The sequence below is a fragment of the Streptococcus tangpeifui genome (assembly GCF_011038795.1).
Classification (GTDB): domain Bacteria; phylum Bacillota; class Bacilli; order Lactobacillales; family Streptococcaceae; genus Streptococcus; species Streptococcus tangpeifui.
Genome location: NZ_JAAKDU010000001.1, coordinates 276,144 through 291,412, shown reverse-complemented (window position 1 = coordinate 291,412; position 15,269 = coordinate 276,144). Strand labels below are relative to the sequence as shown.

At 43.3% G+C, this 15,269-nt stretch carries 13 protein-coding genes and 2 pseudogenes; 4 read left to right on the top strand and 11 right to left on the bottom strand.

What is annotated here, in order from left to right; translation table 11 throughout:
• Window positions 1-127: 127 nt before the first annotated feature.
• Together G7Y32_RS01335 and G7Y32_RS01330 are read right to left on the bottom strand one after the other, a co-directional pair.
• Window positions 128-592 carry an 8-oxo-dGTP diphosphatase gene (locus tag G7Y32_RS01335; protein WP_165209563.1) on the bottom strand — a complete coding sequence of 155 codons (465 nt, stop codon included), beginning with the start codon at window positions 590-592 and terminating at the stop codon, window positions 128-130.
• Window positions 593-608: 16 nt separating this feature from the next.
• Window positions 609-1,334: a DUF554 domain-containing protein gene (locus tag G7Y32_RS01330; protein WP_165209560.1), complete on the bottom strand. Its 726-nt coding sequence runs from the start codon at window positions 1,332-1,334 to the stop codon at window positions 609-611.
• A 437-nt stretch (window positions 1,335-1,771) separates the two neighbouring features.
• Here G7Y32_RS01330 and G7Y32_RS01325 point away from each other — a divergent pair, with 437 nt between their 5' ends.
• Window positions 1,772-2,374 carry a class I SAM-dependent methyltransferase gene (locus G7Y32_RS01325; RefSeq protein ID WP_165209557.1) on the top strand — a complete coding sequence of 201 codons (603 nt, stop codon included), beginning with the start codon at window positions 1,772-1,774 and terminating at the stop codon, window positions 2,372-2,374.
• Between the two features lie 68 nt (window positions 2,375-2,442).
• Here the strand turns inward: G7Y32_RS01325 and G7Y32_RS10515 are convergent.
• The 4 genes and pseudogenes from G7Y32_RS10515 to uvrB form a co-directional block, all read right to left on the bottom strand.
• Window positions 2,443-2,529 (bottom strand): annotated as a pseudogene (locus G7Y32_RS10515) (UvrB/UvrC motif-containing protein); the annotation flags it as partial.
• 73 nt (window positions 2,530-2,602) lie between these two features.
• On the bottom strand, window positions 2,603-2,788 hold the full coding sequence (locus G7Y32_RS10310) for a hypothetical protein (RefSeq protein WP_206221341.1): 186 nt from the start codon (window positions 2,786-2,788) through the stop codon (window positions 2,603-2,605).
• A gap of 168 nt (window positions 2,789-2,956) precedes the next feature.
• Entirely contained in the window at window positions 2,957-3,565 is a 609-nt protein-coding gene (locus tag G7Y32_RS10305; RefSeq protein ID WP_206221340.1) for a CPBP family glutamic-type intramembrane protease, read from the bottom strand.
• 33 nt (window positions 3,566-3,598) lie between these two features.
• Entirely contained in the window at window positions 3,599-5,590 is a 1,992-nt protein-coding gene (gene uvrB, locus G7Y32_RS01310) for an excinuclease ABC subunit UvrB (protein WP_165209554.1), read from the bottom strand.
• 174 nt (window positions 5,591-5,764) lie between these two features.
• Here uvrB and G7Y32_RS01305 point away from each other — a divergent pair, with 174 nt between their 5' ends.
• From G7Y32_RS01305 to G7Y32_RS01295, 3 genes are all read left to right on the top strand, one after another.
• Window positions 5,765-7,960 (top strand): ABC transporter substrate-binding protein/permease, encoded by a 2,196-nt coding sequence (locus tag G7Y32_RS01305; protein ID WP_165209551.1) that lies wholly within the window; start codon window positions 5,765-5,767, stop codon window positions 7,958-7,960.
• Entirely contained in the window at window positions 7,960-8,700 is a 741-nt protein-coding gene (locus tag G7Y32_RS01300) for an amino acid ABC transporter ATP-binding protein (protein WP_165209548.1), read from the top strand. Before G7Y32_RS01305 ends, G7Y32_RS01300 begins: the two co-directional genes overlap by 1 nt.
• Before the next feature lie 382 nt (window positions 8,701-9,082).
• Window positions 9,083-10,588 carry an ATP-binding cassette domain-containing protein gene (locus G7Y32_RS01295; RefSeq protein WP_165209545.1) on the top strand — a complete coding sequence of 502 codons (1,506 nt, stop codon included), beginning with the start codon at window positions 9,083-9,085 and terminating at the stop codon, window positions 10,586-10,588.
• Window positions 10,589-10,910: 322 nt separating this feature from the next.
• Here G7Y32_RS01295 and G7Y32_RS01290 read toward each other — a convergent pair whose 3' ends face one another.
• The 5 genes and pseudogenes from G7Y32_RS01290 to glmM all read right to left on the bottom strand — a co-directional run bounded on the left by G7Y32_RS01290 (window position 10,911) and on the right by glmM (window position 15,256).
• Window positions 10,911-11,093 (bottom strand): hypothetical protein, encoded by a 183-nt coding sequence (locus G7Y32_RS01290; protein ID WP_165209542.1) that lies wholly within the window; start codon window positions 11,091-11,093, stop codon window positions 10,911-10,913.
• Between the two features lie 150 nt (window positions 11,094-11,243).
• Window positions 11,244-12,557, bottom strand: coding sequence for a GTPase ObgE (gene obgE, locus G7Y32_RS01285; RefSeq protein WP_165209539.1), 1,314 nt, complete (start codon window positions 12,555-12,557; stop codon window positions 11,244-11,246).
• A 314-nt stretch (window positions 12,558-12,871) separates the two neighbouring features.
• Window positions 12,872-13,000 (bottom strand): DUF4044 domain-containing protein, encoded by a 129-nt coding sequence (locus G7Y32_RS01280; protein ID WP_165209536.1) that lies wholly within the window; start codon window positions 12,998-13,000, stop codon window positions 12,872-12,874.
• Window positions 13,001-13,051: 51 nt separating this feature from the next.
• Window positions 13,052-13,797: pseudogene (locus tag G7Y32_RS10485) on the bottom strand (pseudouridine synthase).
• 106 nt (window positions 13,798-13,903) lie between these two features.
• The gene (glmM, locus tag G7Y32_RS01270; RefSeq protein WP_165209533.1) at window positions 13,904-15,256 is read right to left on the bottom strand and encodes a phosphoglucosamine mutase; all 1,353 of its coding nucleotides are present in this window, start codon (window positions 15,254-15,256) and stop codon (window positions 13,904-13,906) included.
• Window positions 15,257-15,269: the final 13 nt, after the last annotated feature.

Sequence of the window (15,269 nt, the reverse complement as noted above, 5' to 3'; positions counted from 1 at the left end):
CCATTGTTGAAAAGGGCGGGCTTAAGTTCTATCGTCCTTAATTTTTATACTATTCTAGCTTATAAAAATACATCTGTCAAGATGAATCTACGGATTAGACAGTGGAATTCTGCATAAAATCGCAGGTCTAGTAAAACGTCTTCTGCCACTCGCCATCGATTTTATCGTGATAAAAATATTCCGACAGTTCTGTTTCATCAAAGACTCTGAGTAAGGCCAACATATCATAAGCCAAATCCATCTCTGGCAGTTCCTGACGATTCACCCAACGAACTTCTCCCTCATCAGAAGAACGCAGATGTCCGAAATAGGATTCAGCCTTATAGAGAAAAACAATATAGCGAATGCCTTCCTCAGTGTGCCAATTCTTCAGACCAACCAGACGAGGATTTTCCACGGTCAAACCTGTTTCTTCCCGAATTTCTCGTACTACCGAATCGTGGAAAGATTCCCTACCTTCTACATGACCGCCAGGCAGGGCGGCTCCTGACCAAGAATAGCGTTTGGGGTCACGAATTTGCATAACAATATTGCCCTTACCATCTTCAATTAGGCACATATTGGTTAGAATAACTTGAGACGCACGAGACATAAAAATTCTTTCCTTTCTACAAAAGAGGCAAAACAAGGGTTATCCAAAGCCAACTGATAGGCATCACTAAAACCATGGCTGGGATCATGTCAGCGGTCGGGAACATCTTGACCTGAATAATCCGAAATCCTGTTGCTACCATCAGAAAACCACCGCATGCTGTGAAATCACCGATGATCGCTGGTGTTGTTAGGGGAACAATGATACCGGCTAAATAAAAGAGAGCCGTGAAAATAACAAACTGAGGCAGAGCGATAGCAGCCACTACATATCCTAAGTTACAAGCAAAGATTGCTGCTGTGAAAAAATCCAGAATAGATTTAGAAATCAGGATGGAGGCATCTCCTGTCATTCCGTTGACCAAACTCCCATAGATACCAGTTCCGCTGGCACAAAAGAGAACGATGACGGTTACGAGGGAATTGAGAAATTGCTTCCTAGGCATATCGGGTTGTTTGGGAAAAACTTTAGACATGTAGCGTTGCATGATAAATCCACCCTTAAAAAGCAGACGATCAAAATCAAGGAGGAGACCAACGATGGTCCCCAAAACAACCGCAAAAACAACGGCAGGCATATAGGACATTTTGGTGATGGAGGTAATCCCCATCCCCATGGAACATACCCCAAAAATCATATTCATCTTCTCTTTGAAGGTATCATCCAAATGATGACCAAATAAACCGCCTAAAAGACCGCCTAAGATAATGGACAGACTGTTTACAATAACGCCAAGAGGCATGAGAACACTTCCTTTTCATACTCTTCAACAATCAAAATAGCCCTCGTCAACTCAGTTTGCCTTACGCCATTACTGTCTGCAGTTCGTTGCCTTGTCTATTTTGAATTTTCATTGAGTATTACTTTAAATTAGCTATTATTCTATCACGACTAAAAGCAAAATGAAAGGCGGCTGAGGGAAGCCTTATCTCTGGCTAGAGTTGTTTACACCTACCTTATGATGTCACTTTCTAATTTTTCAAATCGTTTTCAGCCATTAAGTTAACCGTTAGCACTTGCTTACTATTCAAGAGCTCTCATCTATTATAATTCTCCCCTTCTTACGTTTTATGAATATACCTGCATTCCCTACCCAAAAACAAGAGCCATTCTTGCTTGCAACGATTACCAACTGTTTACGATTGACACGGCTAGGAGAATGGGTATAATGAAACCATCATGTCTACTATTATCAATTATTTAATAGCACAAAGCAAAAGTCCTTCTGGCCTTGGTGGGCGTATCCTCACTAAAATCTGGTCAACTTATTTTCAAAAACTGAGCCTTTGGACGCTGAATTTAACGACTATACCACAAAGCGCTAGAATTCTTGATATCGGCTTTGGCGGCGGCATTAACATCCAAAACCTAGCTTCAATGACTGAAAAATCAACAATTCATGGCATTGACATTTCTAGAGAAGCCTATAAACAAGCGAGCAAAGTGAATCGGCAACTCATCCAAAAAGGACAAGTTCACCTCAGTCTAGCCGATGTCACTAGACTCCCTTTTCCAGACCAATGTTTTGACCTCATTGTGGCGACACAGACCCACATCTATTGGGATGAACTCGCTAAAGGTCTGGCAGAATGCGCACGCGTTTTAAGAAAGGAGGGGAAACTCCTTATCAGCAGCGAAAAGGACAAAATCAATTATCATTTACCGGCCTACAGTGATCCAAACGACTTTGTTGCTCTACTAAACCAACAAGGTTTTACCAAAATTACCATTAAAGATACCCCATCCTATATCGGTTTTATTTGTCAGAAAAAACAGAGCTAGCTTCAGGCAGTAGCTCTGTTTTTTACCTTTTTAGAGAGGGCAACCAACAGAGTAACCCCTTCTCATTTCTAAGCCATCGCCTTTAGTTCCAGCACCATATCACGGATCTGGGCGGCCAATTCCAAGTCAAGCAGCTCGGCGGCTTCTTGTATTTCATTTAAGTGGAGATCTGGTAATTTTAGTCCCTTCAACAGCTAAGTCACTACGCTTAATTTTCTCCCGCCAATCTTAAATCTTCTCAGGTAGGTAATGTAGATACATGTCAATAGCATCATCGCTATTTTCTAAAACCGCCATCAGATCTGGGAGGGGGTCAGCATAAAGATATGGCGTTCTTCTGCTAATTTTTCCTGCGATAACCCTAACTAACTGTTTACGATAATCACGCAAGCGTGTTTCAAATATTATATGCATCTTCCCCTAAAAATTATTGGTTACTGATGAACAATCCAAGTTTAATCAAAAGAAGCACCACAAACGAGCAATCCTTGATAACATTCACTAACACTGCTGCTACTTTCCGTAGCATTTTTGGAAATTGCCCTATTTTACAGCATTTTTGTATTGACCATGAAGTACATTCTAAGCTGTCACAAAATAAAACATTAAATGAAGAAAAATCAGCCAGTGCAAGGTCTGCGTTTTTTCTCTCAAATAAGTAAAAAGCAGAGCCATCAATGCCGTTAAAGCTAATAAAAAGAGGTTACGCCAAAAGTGAGAAACATAGAATAGATGCGCCAAAATAAACAGTGCTGGCAATAGGATTAAAACTTGTTTAAAAGAGAAGCGCTGTCGCAAATAATTTTGCAAAAGACCAAAAGTAAGGTAATCCTGCCAAACTACAGATACTGTCGTAAAAAGTAAATAGTAGACCGCCGGCAGTCCCGTCCAGTGATAATGCAGCAGCACACTCCCAGCAGCCAGCAGTAAGATGAGATAAAGCAGGTATGTTTTCTTTTGCCTGACCGCTATGAGAGATTCAGTCCATTGGCGGTGACTAAAAGCAAGAACTGCCAGCCCTACACAATTAAGCAGCACACCACCGATAATCACTCCCTTTTCATCCGTATAACGACTGAGAAGATCATGAGACACACCAAGATTAACCGTTAAGCCAAATAAAATAAACCAAACAGCAATGGCAAAAATCCCTTGAAATAAGTATTTATGCTTTGTAACAGGCTCTTGCATAGCAGTCCTCTTTCTACTTTATTTCTTGAACAACTAATCCATCGCCTTTAGTTCCAGCACCATATCACGGATCTGAGCGGCCAGTTCAAAGTCAAGCAGCTCGGCAGCTTCTTGCATCTCTTTTTGGAGCTTCTTGATGGTTTCTTGACGTTCTTTCTTGGACATGGTCGATACATCCATCTCCTCTGCCACTTGTGTTTCCTCATTGGTCTTAGTAATAGCAATAAGATCCCGAATTTCTTTTTTGATCGTTTGCGGAACGATACCGTGCTCTTCATTATAAGCCATTTGAATTTGCCGACGACGAGCGGTTTCATCCATAGCCTTCTGCATAGACTCTGTCACCGTATCGGCATACATGATAACGTGACCCTCGCTATTACGAGCAGCACGACCAATGGTCTGGATGAGGCCGCGTTCATTGCGCAAGAATCCTTCTTTGTCAGCGTCCAAAATGGCAATCAAACTGACCTCAGGCACATCGATCCCTTCACGCAGGAGATTGATCCCAATGAGAACATCAAAAACGCCCAGACGCAGGTCGCGGATAATCTCCGTTCGCTCCAGAGTCTTAATGTCGCTGTGCATATACTTAACCTTAACCCCCATCTCTTTGAGATAGTCGGTCAGGTCCTCTGCCATTTTCTTAGTCAGGGTTGTAATAAAAGTACGCTCACCCTTTTCTACACGGTCATTGATTTCACCTAACAAATCATCCATCTGCCCCATGGTAGGCCGCACTTCAACTTCTGGATCAAGCAAACCAGTCGGGCGAATAATCTGCTCAATCACTGTGTCAGTCTGTTCCATCTCATAGTCACCTGGCGTGGCAGACACGTAGACAATCTGGTGGACATGGCTTTCAAACTCCTCACGACGTAGGGGACGATTGTCCAATGCACTAGGCAGGCGGAAACCATAATTAACTAGCATCTCCTTGCGGGAGCGGTCTCCATTGTACATACCCTTGATCTGTCCCATTGTCATGTGGCTTTCATCAATCATAATGAGGAAATCCTCTGGGAAGAAATCCAGCAAGGTATAAGGCGGCTCCCCTTCACTGCGCCCATCCATGTGACGGGAATAGTTTTCGACACCATTGGTGTAACCCATCTCACGGAGCATCTCAATATCATAGTCCGTACGCTGTTTGAGACGCTGAGCTTCCAGAAGCTTGCCTTCGGATTCAAAGAGCTGCAACTGCTGCTCCAGTTCGGCTTGGATTTTCCGGATAGCAGTCTCCATGTGTTCTTCATTGGTCATAAAGTGAGTAGCTGGGAAGATTGCCAGATGGTCTACTTCACCAAGGTTATGACCTGTTAAAGCATCAATCTCACGGATGCGGTCGATCTCATCTCCAAAAAATTCAATCCGAAAGGCATGCTGGTCACGGCTGGCTGGGAAGACCTCAACCACATCGCCCCGAACTCGGAAGCGCCCCCGTTGGAAATCAATGTCATTGCGTTCAAATTGAATATCAACCAAATCGTTCAGAAGCTGATCGCGGGAGATTTCTTGACCTGGCCGTAGACTGACTACACTGTCAGCATATTCCTTAGGCGAACCCAAACCGTAGATACAGCTGACAGAGGCTACAACGATAACATCGTTGCGCTCTAATAGAGCTGAAGTCGCTGAGTGGCGGAGCTTATCAATTTCGTCATTGACCGAGCTATCCTTCTCGATATAGGTATCGGACGAGGGGACATAGGCTTCTGGCTGATAATAATCATAGTAAGAGACAAAGTACTCGACAGCATTATCAGGGAAAAACTCCTTAAATTCTCCATAGAGCTGACCTGCTAAGGTCTTGTTATGGGCGATGACCAAGGTCGGCTTATTGATCTTGCTGATGACTTGGCTCATGGTATAAGTCTTACCTGTCCCTGTCGCCCCCAGCAAAATCTGCGCCTTCTCGCCTCCCTCGATATTATCTACCAGCTGCTCAATGGCTTGCGGTTGGTCGCCAGATGGTTGGTATTTTGATACTAGTTTAAAGGTATTTTGATCTGTTCTATCTATCATAATGGTCTTCTTTTCTACTCCTGTTTTAACTACTATTTTAACACAGTTTATGGACCTCTTAAAAAAATTTACCCAAATCACGTGTTAGGTTTTCTGACATAAAATCAATAAAAATTTGCCTGAGGCCTTATTTTCTGGTAAAATAGAGAGGAAATTTACCATAAGGAGACAAACATGAAGAAAAAACTTCTGGCGCTTATGTTAAGTGTCTTGTCCGCTCTTCTTATTTTTACAGGAAGGGCTCAGGCTGCTGAAAAGATTTCCATCGTTTCCGATACAGCTTACGCTCCCTTTGAATTTAAGGATAGTGATCAAACCTATAAAGGGATTGATGTTGACATCATTAAGGAAGTCGCCAAACGTTCAGGTTGGGACTATAAACAAACCTATCCCGGCTTTGATGCTGCTGTCAATGCCGTTCAATCTGGTCAGGCTGACGGCCTTATGGCTGGGACAACCGTGACCGAGGCCCGCAAAAAGGTCTTCAAATTTTCTGACACCTACTATGATACTTCAATCGTTGTTTACACCAAGTCAGGAACAACTAGCATTACCAGCTACGACCAATTAAAAGGCAAAACTGTTGGGGTTAAAAATGGTACCGCTGCCCAAGACTGGTTGGACCGACATGCTGATCAATATGGCTATACGGTTAAAACTTTCGATACTAGCGACCTGATGAATAACAGCTTGGATCAAGGGGCTGTTGATGCGGCTATGGATGATAAGCCTGTGGTTCAATACGCTATCCAGCAAGGTAAGCCGTACGATATGAATATGGATGGTGAATCTGTTGGTAGCTTTGCCTTTGGCGTCAAAAAAGGCAGTAAAAAAGAGTACCTCATCAAGGACTTCAACAAAGCTCTGGCAGCTATGAAGAAAGACGGAACCTATGATAAGATCATGAAAAAATGGCTGGGAGATTCCGTCAATGAAAACTCTAAAACACCGTCAGCTAGTCTGCATTTAACGGGTGACGCCAGCAAGAAAGCAACACCAGTCAAGGAGAGCTATACTATTGTTTTGGACTCTTCATTTGCTCCATTCGAATACCAAAATGGTTCTGGTGGCTATACCGGTATTGATGTTGAATTAATCAAAGCCATTGCTAAGCAACAAGGTTTTAAAGTCAAATTGCAGTTCCCTGGTTTTGACGCTGCCCTTAATGCCGTTCAATCCAGTCAGGCTGATGCCGTTATCGCCGGCATGACCATTACAGATGAACGTAAGAACACCTTTGATTTCTCAGATGCTTACTACTCCGCTAATACGATCATCGCGGTTCCAGCCAATTCAAACGTAAAAAAATATGCTGACCTCAAAGGAAAGACTGTCGGTGCCAAGAAGGGAACAGCTTCTTACGACTGGTTGACCCAGCATGCAAATCAGTATGGTTATAGTGTGCGTGCCTACGATGATGGCTCAACTCTTTATGATAGCCTGCAAAATGGATCCGTTGATGCTATGATGGACGATGAAGCTGTCCTCAAATATGCTATCAAGCAAGGCCGCAAATTCAAGACCCCAATCAAGGGCGAAAAGTCTGGTGACATTGGCTTCGCGGTTAAGAAGGGGGCTAATCCTGAACTCATTCAAATGTTCAACAACGGCCTAGCTTCTCTCGTTAAATCAGGCAAATACGATAAGATTGTCAATAAATATCTGGCCAGCGACAAAGAAAGTAAGAAGAAAACCGCTGATGAAACTACCATTATCGGCCTCATCCAAAACAATTACAAGCAACTCTTGCAAGGTCTTGGAATCACAGTTACCCTGACCCTCCTCTCCTTCGCTATTGCCATGGTTATCGGCATTATCTTCGGTATGATGGCTGTCGCTCCTAACAAGACCCTGCAGACTATCTCTCGCATCTTCGTCGATGTGGTGCGCGGTATCCCGCTGATGATTGTAGCAGCTTTCATCTACTGGGGGATTCCAAACCTGATTGAATCCATCACTGGCCATCAATCACCTATCAACGATTTCGTGGCCGCTACCATCGCCCTTTCCCTCAATGCTGCGGCCTATATCGCAGAAATCGTTCGCGGCGGTATCGAGGCCGTGCCGAAAGGACAAATGGAAGCCAGCCGAAGCTTAGGTATTTCTTACCGCACAACCATGCGTAAGGTTATCCTACCACAAGCTGTCCGTGTGATGTTACCAAATTTCATTAACCAATTCGTTATCTCGCTGAAAGATACAACTATCGTCTCAGCAATCGGTCTGGTTGAACTCTTCCAAACTGGTAAGATTATCATTGCCCGCAACTACCAGTCCTTCCGAATGTACGCGATTCTCGCGATCATCTATCTGGTCATCATTACTCTCTTGACCCGCTTGGCAAAACGATTAGAAAGGAAGCTGAAATAATGGCAGACTTGAAAATTGATGTGCAAGACCTTCATAAATCTTATGGGGACAATGAAGTCTTGAAGGGCATCAATGCCCAATTTAATGAGGGCGATGTCGTTTGTATCATCGGTCCTTCTGGTTCGGGAAAATCAACCTTCCTGAGGACACTCAACCTCTTGGAAAGCATTACCAGCGGTCGAGTTTTTGTTGATGGTTATGAACTGTCCGATCCGAAGACCAATGTCGATAAGGTTCGGGAAAATATCGGAATGGTTTTCCAACACTTTAACCTCTTCCCCCACATGTCAGTTTTAGACAATATCACCTTCGCTCCAATTGAATTAGGCAAGTATTCCAAAGAAGAGGCTGAAAAAGTTGGAATGGATCTGTTGGCAAAGGTAGGTCTCTCCGACAAGCGTGATGTCAGCCCCGAAAGCCTCTCAGGAGGACAAAAACAACGGGTGGCGATCGCACGTAGCCTCGCTATGAACCCTGATATCATGCTTTTTGACGAACCAACCTCAGCCTTGGATCCAGAAATGGTCGGCGATGTTCTCAACGTTATGCGAGACCTAGCCGAACAAGGTATGACCATGCTGATTGTTACCCACGAAATGGGCTTTGCCCGCAAGGTAGCCAACCGAGTTATCTTTACCGATGGCGGTCAGTTCCTCGAAGACGGTTCCCCAGAGCAAATCTTTGATAATCCTCAGCATCCCCGTCTTAAAGAATTTTTAGACAAGGTGTTGAATGCCTAGAAACAAAGGAATTACAGATATTATAGAGCCGAAAAACACCCTGACGATGTCAAGGTGTTTTTCGTATTTCCACAATTAATAATCTTTTTCTACTCCTTGTCCTACCAAAACTTTATGTTATAATAAAAACGAATAAATGGAGGTAAAGGTGCATTGAACAATTAATTTTCTTCTCATTTGATTTCAATTCTTTACGGTCATTGCTTGATGACCTTTCGTTTAGAATTGAAATCACCAAAGTGATAGTATCCTTAAACCAGAAGAAAATTTTTTGTGTGCACTGATTCCGATACTTGACTAGTTTCTGGCCTTTTTGTGCAACCAAACAAGTTCTACTGGATAAGGTAGGACTTGTTTTTTTAATCCCTGTACGGAGGTTTTTATGCTACAAATACAAAATTTAACCATTATCCAAGAGAAAGATTGGCATACTCTGATTGAAAAATTAACGATGACCATCAATGCCGGTGACAAGGTGGCAATTATCGGGGAAGAAGGCACTGGCAAATCAACTCTGCTCCAATACATCTATTCGCCTGAGCTCATTGCAAATTATGCCAACGTATCAGGACAGATCGTCAATCACTTCTGTGCCATGGGCTACTTGCCTCAAACCTTACCTCAGGAAGACAATCAATTATCTATTAGGGACTACCTCTACAAAGACATAAACTATGACTTATTCGACTTCCACCTGCTTTATCAATTCGCGGCAACCCTGCACTTTGACCGTCAGCGTTTTGAGGACGACAAACAGACGGTCGGACAACTTTCAGGTGGTGAAAAAATCAAACTCCAGCTCTTAAAAATTCTAGCCCATCAACCCGACCTGCTTTTGCTCGATGAACCGTCTAGCGATTTAGATATAGAAACCTTTACTTGGTTGGAACATTTTATCGCCCAAAGCCCCTTGACGATTCTTTTTATCTCCCATGATGAACAATTGCTCAGCAAGGTTGCGACCCATATCATTCACTTGGAGCAAATCAAAAAGGGAAGTCAAGCTCAATCGACCAGCTCTGCTATTGATTACAAGACTTACAAAAACAACCGTCAGAAAGCACGGATAAGGCAGGAAAAAACAGCACGGAAAGAGCGCGAGAAGCAACAAGAACGCTTAGAAAAACTCAATCGTGCCAAATCTGCAGTACGACACGACCTAACAGTCACAAAGAATGACGTTCAAGGACGCCTGCTTTCTAAAAAAATGAAAAACCTGCTATCACGGGAAAAACGTTTTAACCGAGAAGCAGAAAACTTCACTGAATTACCTGACAACCCCGATACAATTGCTCTCTTCTTTGCAGATATTGAACCTTTGCCAACTCAGAAAGTACTTCTATCCTATCACGCAGAAAAGCTAATCACAGGCCAAGTCATTGACCTAACCATCAAAGGCCAAGAGAAAATTGCCCTCATCGGTCGCAATGGAATTGGCAAGACCATGCTCATCCGAAAAATCTATCAGGATTTGGCAGCTAAGACCGGCATTTCTGTTGGCTATCTCCCCCAAGAATACACAGAAACAATTGACCAAAACCAGACAGCCCTAAACTTCCTCAGTCAAACCGGCCGTGAAGAGGAAGCACGCACACTACTAGCCAGTCTCAAATTCAATCGCAAGGAAATTCTCCATCCTATCAGTGAGTTATCAGGCGGACAAAAAGCCAAGCTTTTCTTGGCAAAAATGGTCTTTGAACGCAATAACGTCCTGCTCCTTGATGAACCGACCCGACACTTCTCTCCTACTTCCCAACCAGAAATCAGACGACTTCTTGCAGACTATCCCAGTGCTATCATCAGCATCTCGCATGACCGCACTTTTATTGAGCAAGTAACCCAGACGACTTATCAACTAACCAACGATAAACTTAGCCGGCAAAAATAATGAAGAACTGCGACAAAAGTTCAGCCACTAATCAAAAAACGAACAATGTTAGAATTTTAATCATGTGAAATTCATCATTGTTCGTTTTACATTCTATAGCTTGTAGAATGAGAGTTGGTCATAAAGAATTGCTAAAATGAAAACCTTTGCTTCCCAACTCTTTCAAAAAGCTCCAAAAGGAAAACCAGCCAGCAGTGGCTCATTGGTGCTAAAGTACCTAATAAATTGCAGGGGTAAGACTTCTTGGCCTAGCAACAAGCCTTACTTCCAACACTGCTCCAAGAGTTTATTTCAAAAGAGGAATACTGGACGAGTTTTTGCCCTACTCTCCATCTCCTTTATTTTTAGCAGCCCGATCCGCTTCCTTTTTCTCTCGCTCTAAGCGCAGCTTACGGTTAGGGTTAAGCTTGTTAAATAATTCTTCTAACTTTTCAGCATTCCAGACATCAGCTGCGGAAACAAAATCGCCATCCTTGTCTTTAAATGATATTGGTTTATCTCCCATAAAAATACCTCACGTGTTAGAATTTAAATTAGTAAATAACCAGACTGAAGCGGCCTGCTTAATACACGGCCTTCACAGCACCCTCTATCTAAAAGGCTACAGCGTAAGAAAAACAATTCGCTTTTCAAGCTAGTAAGATCGCTAAAGAAGTTAATCCACAAATTCAAATTCAAAATTTCCAATACGAACGAGGTCACCATCTTTAGCACCGCGCTCACGCAGAGCTTGGTCAACCCCCATACCGCGCAGCTGGCGAGCGAATTTCATAAGAGATTCGTCACGCTCTAAATTGGTCATGACAAAGAGCTTTTCCAGTTTAGCCCCAGACAAGACCCAAGTCGCATCATCGTCACGCGAAATTTCAAATGGCTGTTCGTCAGATTCAAAGCCATAGTAAGCTTCCTCTTGTTCCATATCTTCTTCGCTGTAGAGTAAGAACTCATCCGTTTGATCGAGTAGCTCTGCCGTCGCTTCTAATAAATTTTCCAAGCCTTGATGCGCCAAGCTTGAGATTGGGAAGATCATCGGTAGGTCTTCAAATTCATCATAGTTAGCGGCGAGTTTTTCCTTAAAAATCTTGAGATTGTCCTGCGCCTCAGGCATATCCATCTTGTTCGCTACAATAATCTGCGGACGCTCCATGAGACGGAGATTATAGGTTTCCAATTCATTGTTGATAGAAAGGTAATCTTCATAAGGGTCACGTCCTTCAGAAGCAGACATATCAATCACATGCAGGATCACGCGGGTACGCTCAATGTGGCGGAGAAACTGAGTTCCAAGTCCAACACCTTGACTGGCCCCCTCAATAAGACCAGGTAAATCCGCCATAGCAAAGCTCTCACCCGATTTGGTACGTACCATCCCAAGATTAGGCACAATCGTTGTAAAATGGTAGGCTCCTATTTTGGGCTTAGCTGCGGTTACGACACTAAGCAAGGTCGATTTCCCGACTGACGGGAAGCCAACCAGTCCTACATCTGCTAAAATCTTCAGCTCTAACTGCAACTCACGTTCTTCGCCTGGTTCCCCATTTTCAGAGATTTCCGGTGCCGGATTGCGTGGTGTTGCAAAGCGAATATTTCCACGGCCACCGCGACCACCTTTAGCGACCACGAATTCTTGACCATTCTCAACTAAATCAGTTAGAATCTTGCCAGTTTCAGCATCTCGTACCGTTGTACCGGGTGGAATAGCGACAATCAAGTCTTCGGCACCACGTCCGTGCATGCCCTTAGTCATTCCCTTTTCGCCATTTTTAGCCTTAAACTTACGGTTATAACGAAAATCCATCAGAGTGCGCAAGCCCTCATCGACCTTGAAGATGACTGAGCCACCCTTGCCGCCATCACCGCCCCATGGTCCACCATTAGGGACATATTTCTCACGGCGAAAGGCCACCATACCATCACCGCCACGACCAGCTTTGACACTGACCTTAGCTGTATCCAAAAACATACTCATTCAAACTAGTTCCTATCTTGTAAATTCTAAAAAAGGAGTAAGACAGATAGCCGACTCTGCTCTCCATAATCTCTAGCAGTACGTCATCCGAGCAGGCTATTTGAGTATCACTCAGCGAAAAAGAGCTGAATCCGCCCTTTTACTCTTTCCATGTTCAACCTTAATCTATCGGATTAACTTTACTGGCTCATTAAACTAACGCTATGTTCGACTTTTCAGCAAAGCATAGAGAATCTCATCACTATCCTATATCTCTACCCCTATTGACCCCATACAAAATTTAAGGCCAGAACACCTCTGTCCCAGCCTTTACATTAGAAAATAGCAGCCAGCGCTCCCAAAACAATAGCAGCTACCGTTACAATGATCATAATCAGCATAACAAAGCGCGTTAGGTGTTCAAATCCTGTTTTCTTACGTGGGCCATTATCTCCAAAAGCCATATTTTCTACCTCTTTATTGCATTTTTCTAACCTATCTTACCATGATTAGGCCTACAAATCAACTTGAAAGCCAGATAAATCAGCCAAGTTCTAGTCTATTATAAGCGGTGATAATGACCTTAAGCTAAATCCCTTGGTAGACACAAGGAATCTGTGCTCAATCGTTTGATTTCCACTACTTTTTTACCTCGACTGGCTACCATGCGTTTAATCTGGTGAAACTTCCCTTCTGCAATCCGAATTGGCACCAAGCTAGTTTGACCAGTCTGGTCGATTTCTAAGATCTGCAATGTTGCTGACTGACAGACCAAGCCTTTCAACTCAATTCTTTGGAAAAAACTTCTACATCTTCGGTCATCATCAGTCCCTCAGATTTGATAAAACCAACAGGGTGTTGAGGTGATAGCAAAGCATGGGCTAGTGGGCCATTATTGTTCAAGAGCAAAAGACCAGTCGTATCTATATTCCAAGTGCTCAACAAGAAAAACTTGTTTTTGCCTAGCTGTCTCACTCAGTAATTCGAGAATGATTCAGTATTGACTTCTCCTCAATTTCTGAATAAGAGAGTGGACAGGCATAATGGTTTAATCCTCACCTTTATTGAGTAGGTAGCAAACAATGGTCTCATGTTTGAGGACTTCTTCTGCAAAATGACCTAATATCCCTATTCATCAATCTGTCGTTTGGGTGAAACCTTTCAATCTTCTGTTAATCTGAACCAGCTTCTTTAAAAAATTCTTGACCTGACTGCGACTGCCAATACTACAGACTGCCAAAAATTTATCCAAGCGTACGATTTTCCAACTCCAGCTTGCTTAAAATTCACCCTAGTATATTTAATATAAAAGACCTGACCTTAACGGCCAAGCCTACTGTCTTAATTAGCTTTTAATTTCCTTCACTTCAGTCTAAGCCAATCTCATCTTGAACAACCTTAACAATGGTATCAACATAATAATCGACTTCCTCGGTGGTCGGTGCTTCTGCCATAACCCGCAAAAGCGGTTCAGTACCACTGGGACGAACTAAGATACGACCGTTGCCTGCCATCTCGGCTTCCATTTTTTCGATAACGTTAGCAATGACCGGCACATCCATAGCTCTATCTTTCATACCATTTTCTACACGGATATTGACTAATTTTTGCGGATAAATGGTCACTTGGGCTGCTAACTCCGATAAGGTCTTACCAGTTTCTTTGAGCACCTTGGTCAGCTGGATAGCCGTCAGCTGACCATCTCCAGTCGTATTATAATCCATGATAATAACATGACCAGACTGCTCACCGCCGAGATTATAGCCATTCTTCCGCATTTCTTCAACCACATAGCGGTCACCAACAGCTGTGACAACTTTGTTAATTCCTTGCGTATCAAGAGCCTTGTGGAAACCAAGATTGGACATAACGGTAGTCACGATAGTATTCTGAGCCAATTTACCTTGTTCCGACAGGTGCTTCCCAATGATAAACATAATCCGGTCACCATCGACAATCTGACCGTTTTCATCAACAGCAATCAAACGATCGCTATCGCCATCAAAGGCCAGACCGATTTCTGCCCCTGCTTCTTTAACAGCTTTCTGCAGCTGCTCGGGATGGGTTGAACCGACACCATCATTAATATTGAGACCATCTGGATTTTCTCCTATAACCGTAATATCAGCATTTAAATCTAGGAAGACATCACGGGCAGAAACTGAAGCCGCACCATTTGCTGTATCAAGGACAATCTTCATACCTTCTAAATCTGTGCCTGAATCAACCAAGAATTTTTCATACTTACGCAGACCTTCTGGATAATCAACCAGAGTCCCCAGCCCCTGGGCCGAGGGACGAGGAAGCTTATCTTCTGGAGCGTCTAGCAGTTCTTCAATTTCAGCTTCTCGGTCATCGTCCAGCTTAAAACCATCACCGCCAAAAAACTTGATACCATTATCCTGAGCAGGATTATGGCTGGCTGAAATCATGACACCAGCACTGGCTTTTTCCGTCCTTACCAAATAAGAAACACCTGGAGTTGCTAGGACACCTAACTTATAGACTTCGATTCCAACTGATAGCAGACCAGCAATCAAGGCAGATTCTAGCATTTCTCCTGAAATTCGGGTATCACGAGCTACAAAAACACTCGGACGATCGGTTTCATGCTGACTGAGGACATAACCGCCAAAACGACCCAGTTTAAAAGCCAATTCTGGTGTCAAGTCAATATTTGCTTCTCCACGGACTCCGTCCGTTCCAAAATATTTTCCCATAAGATGTTAGTGC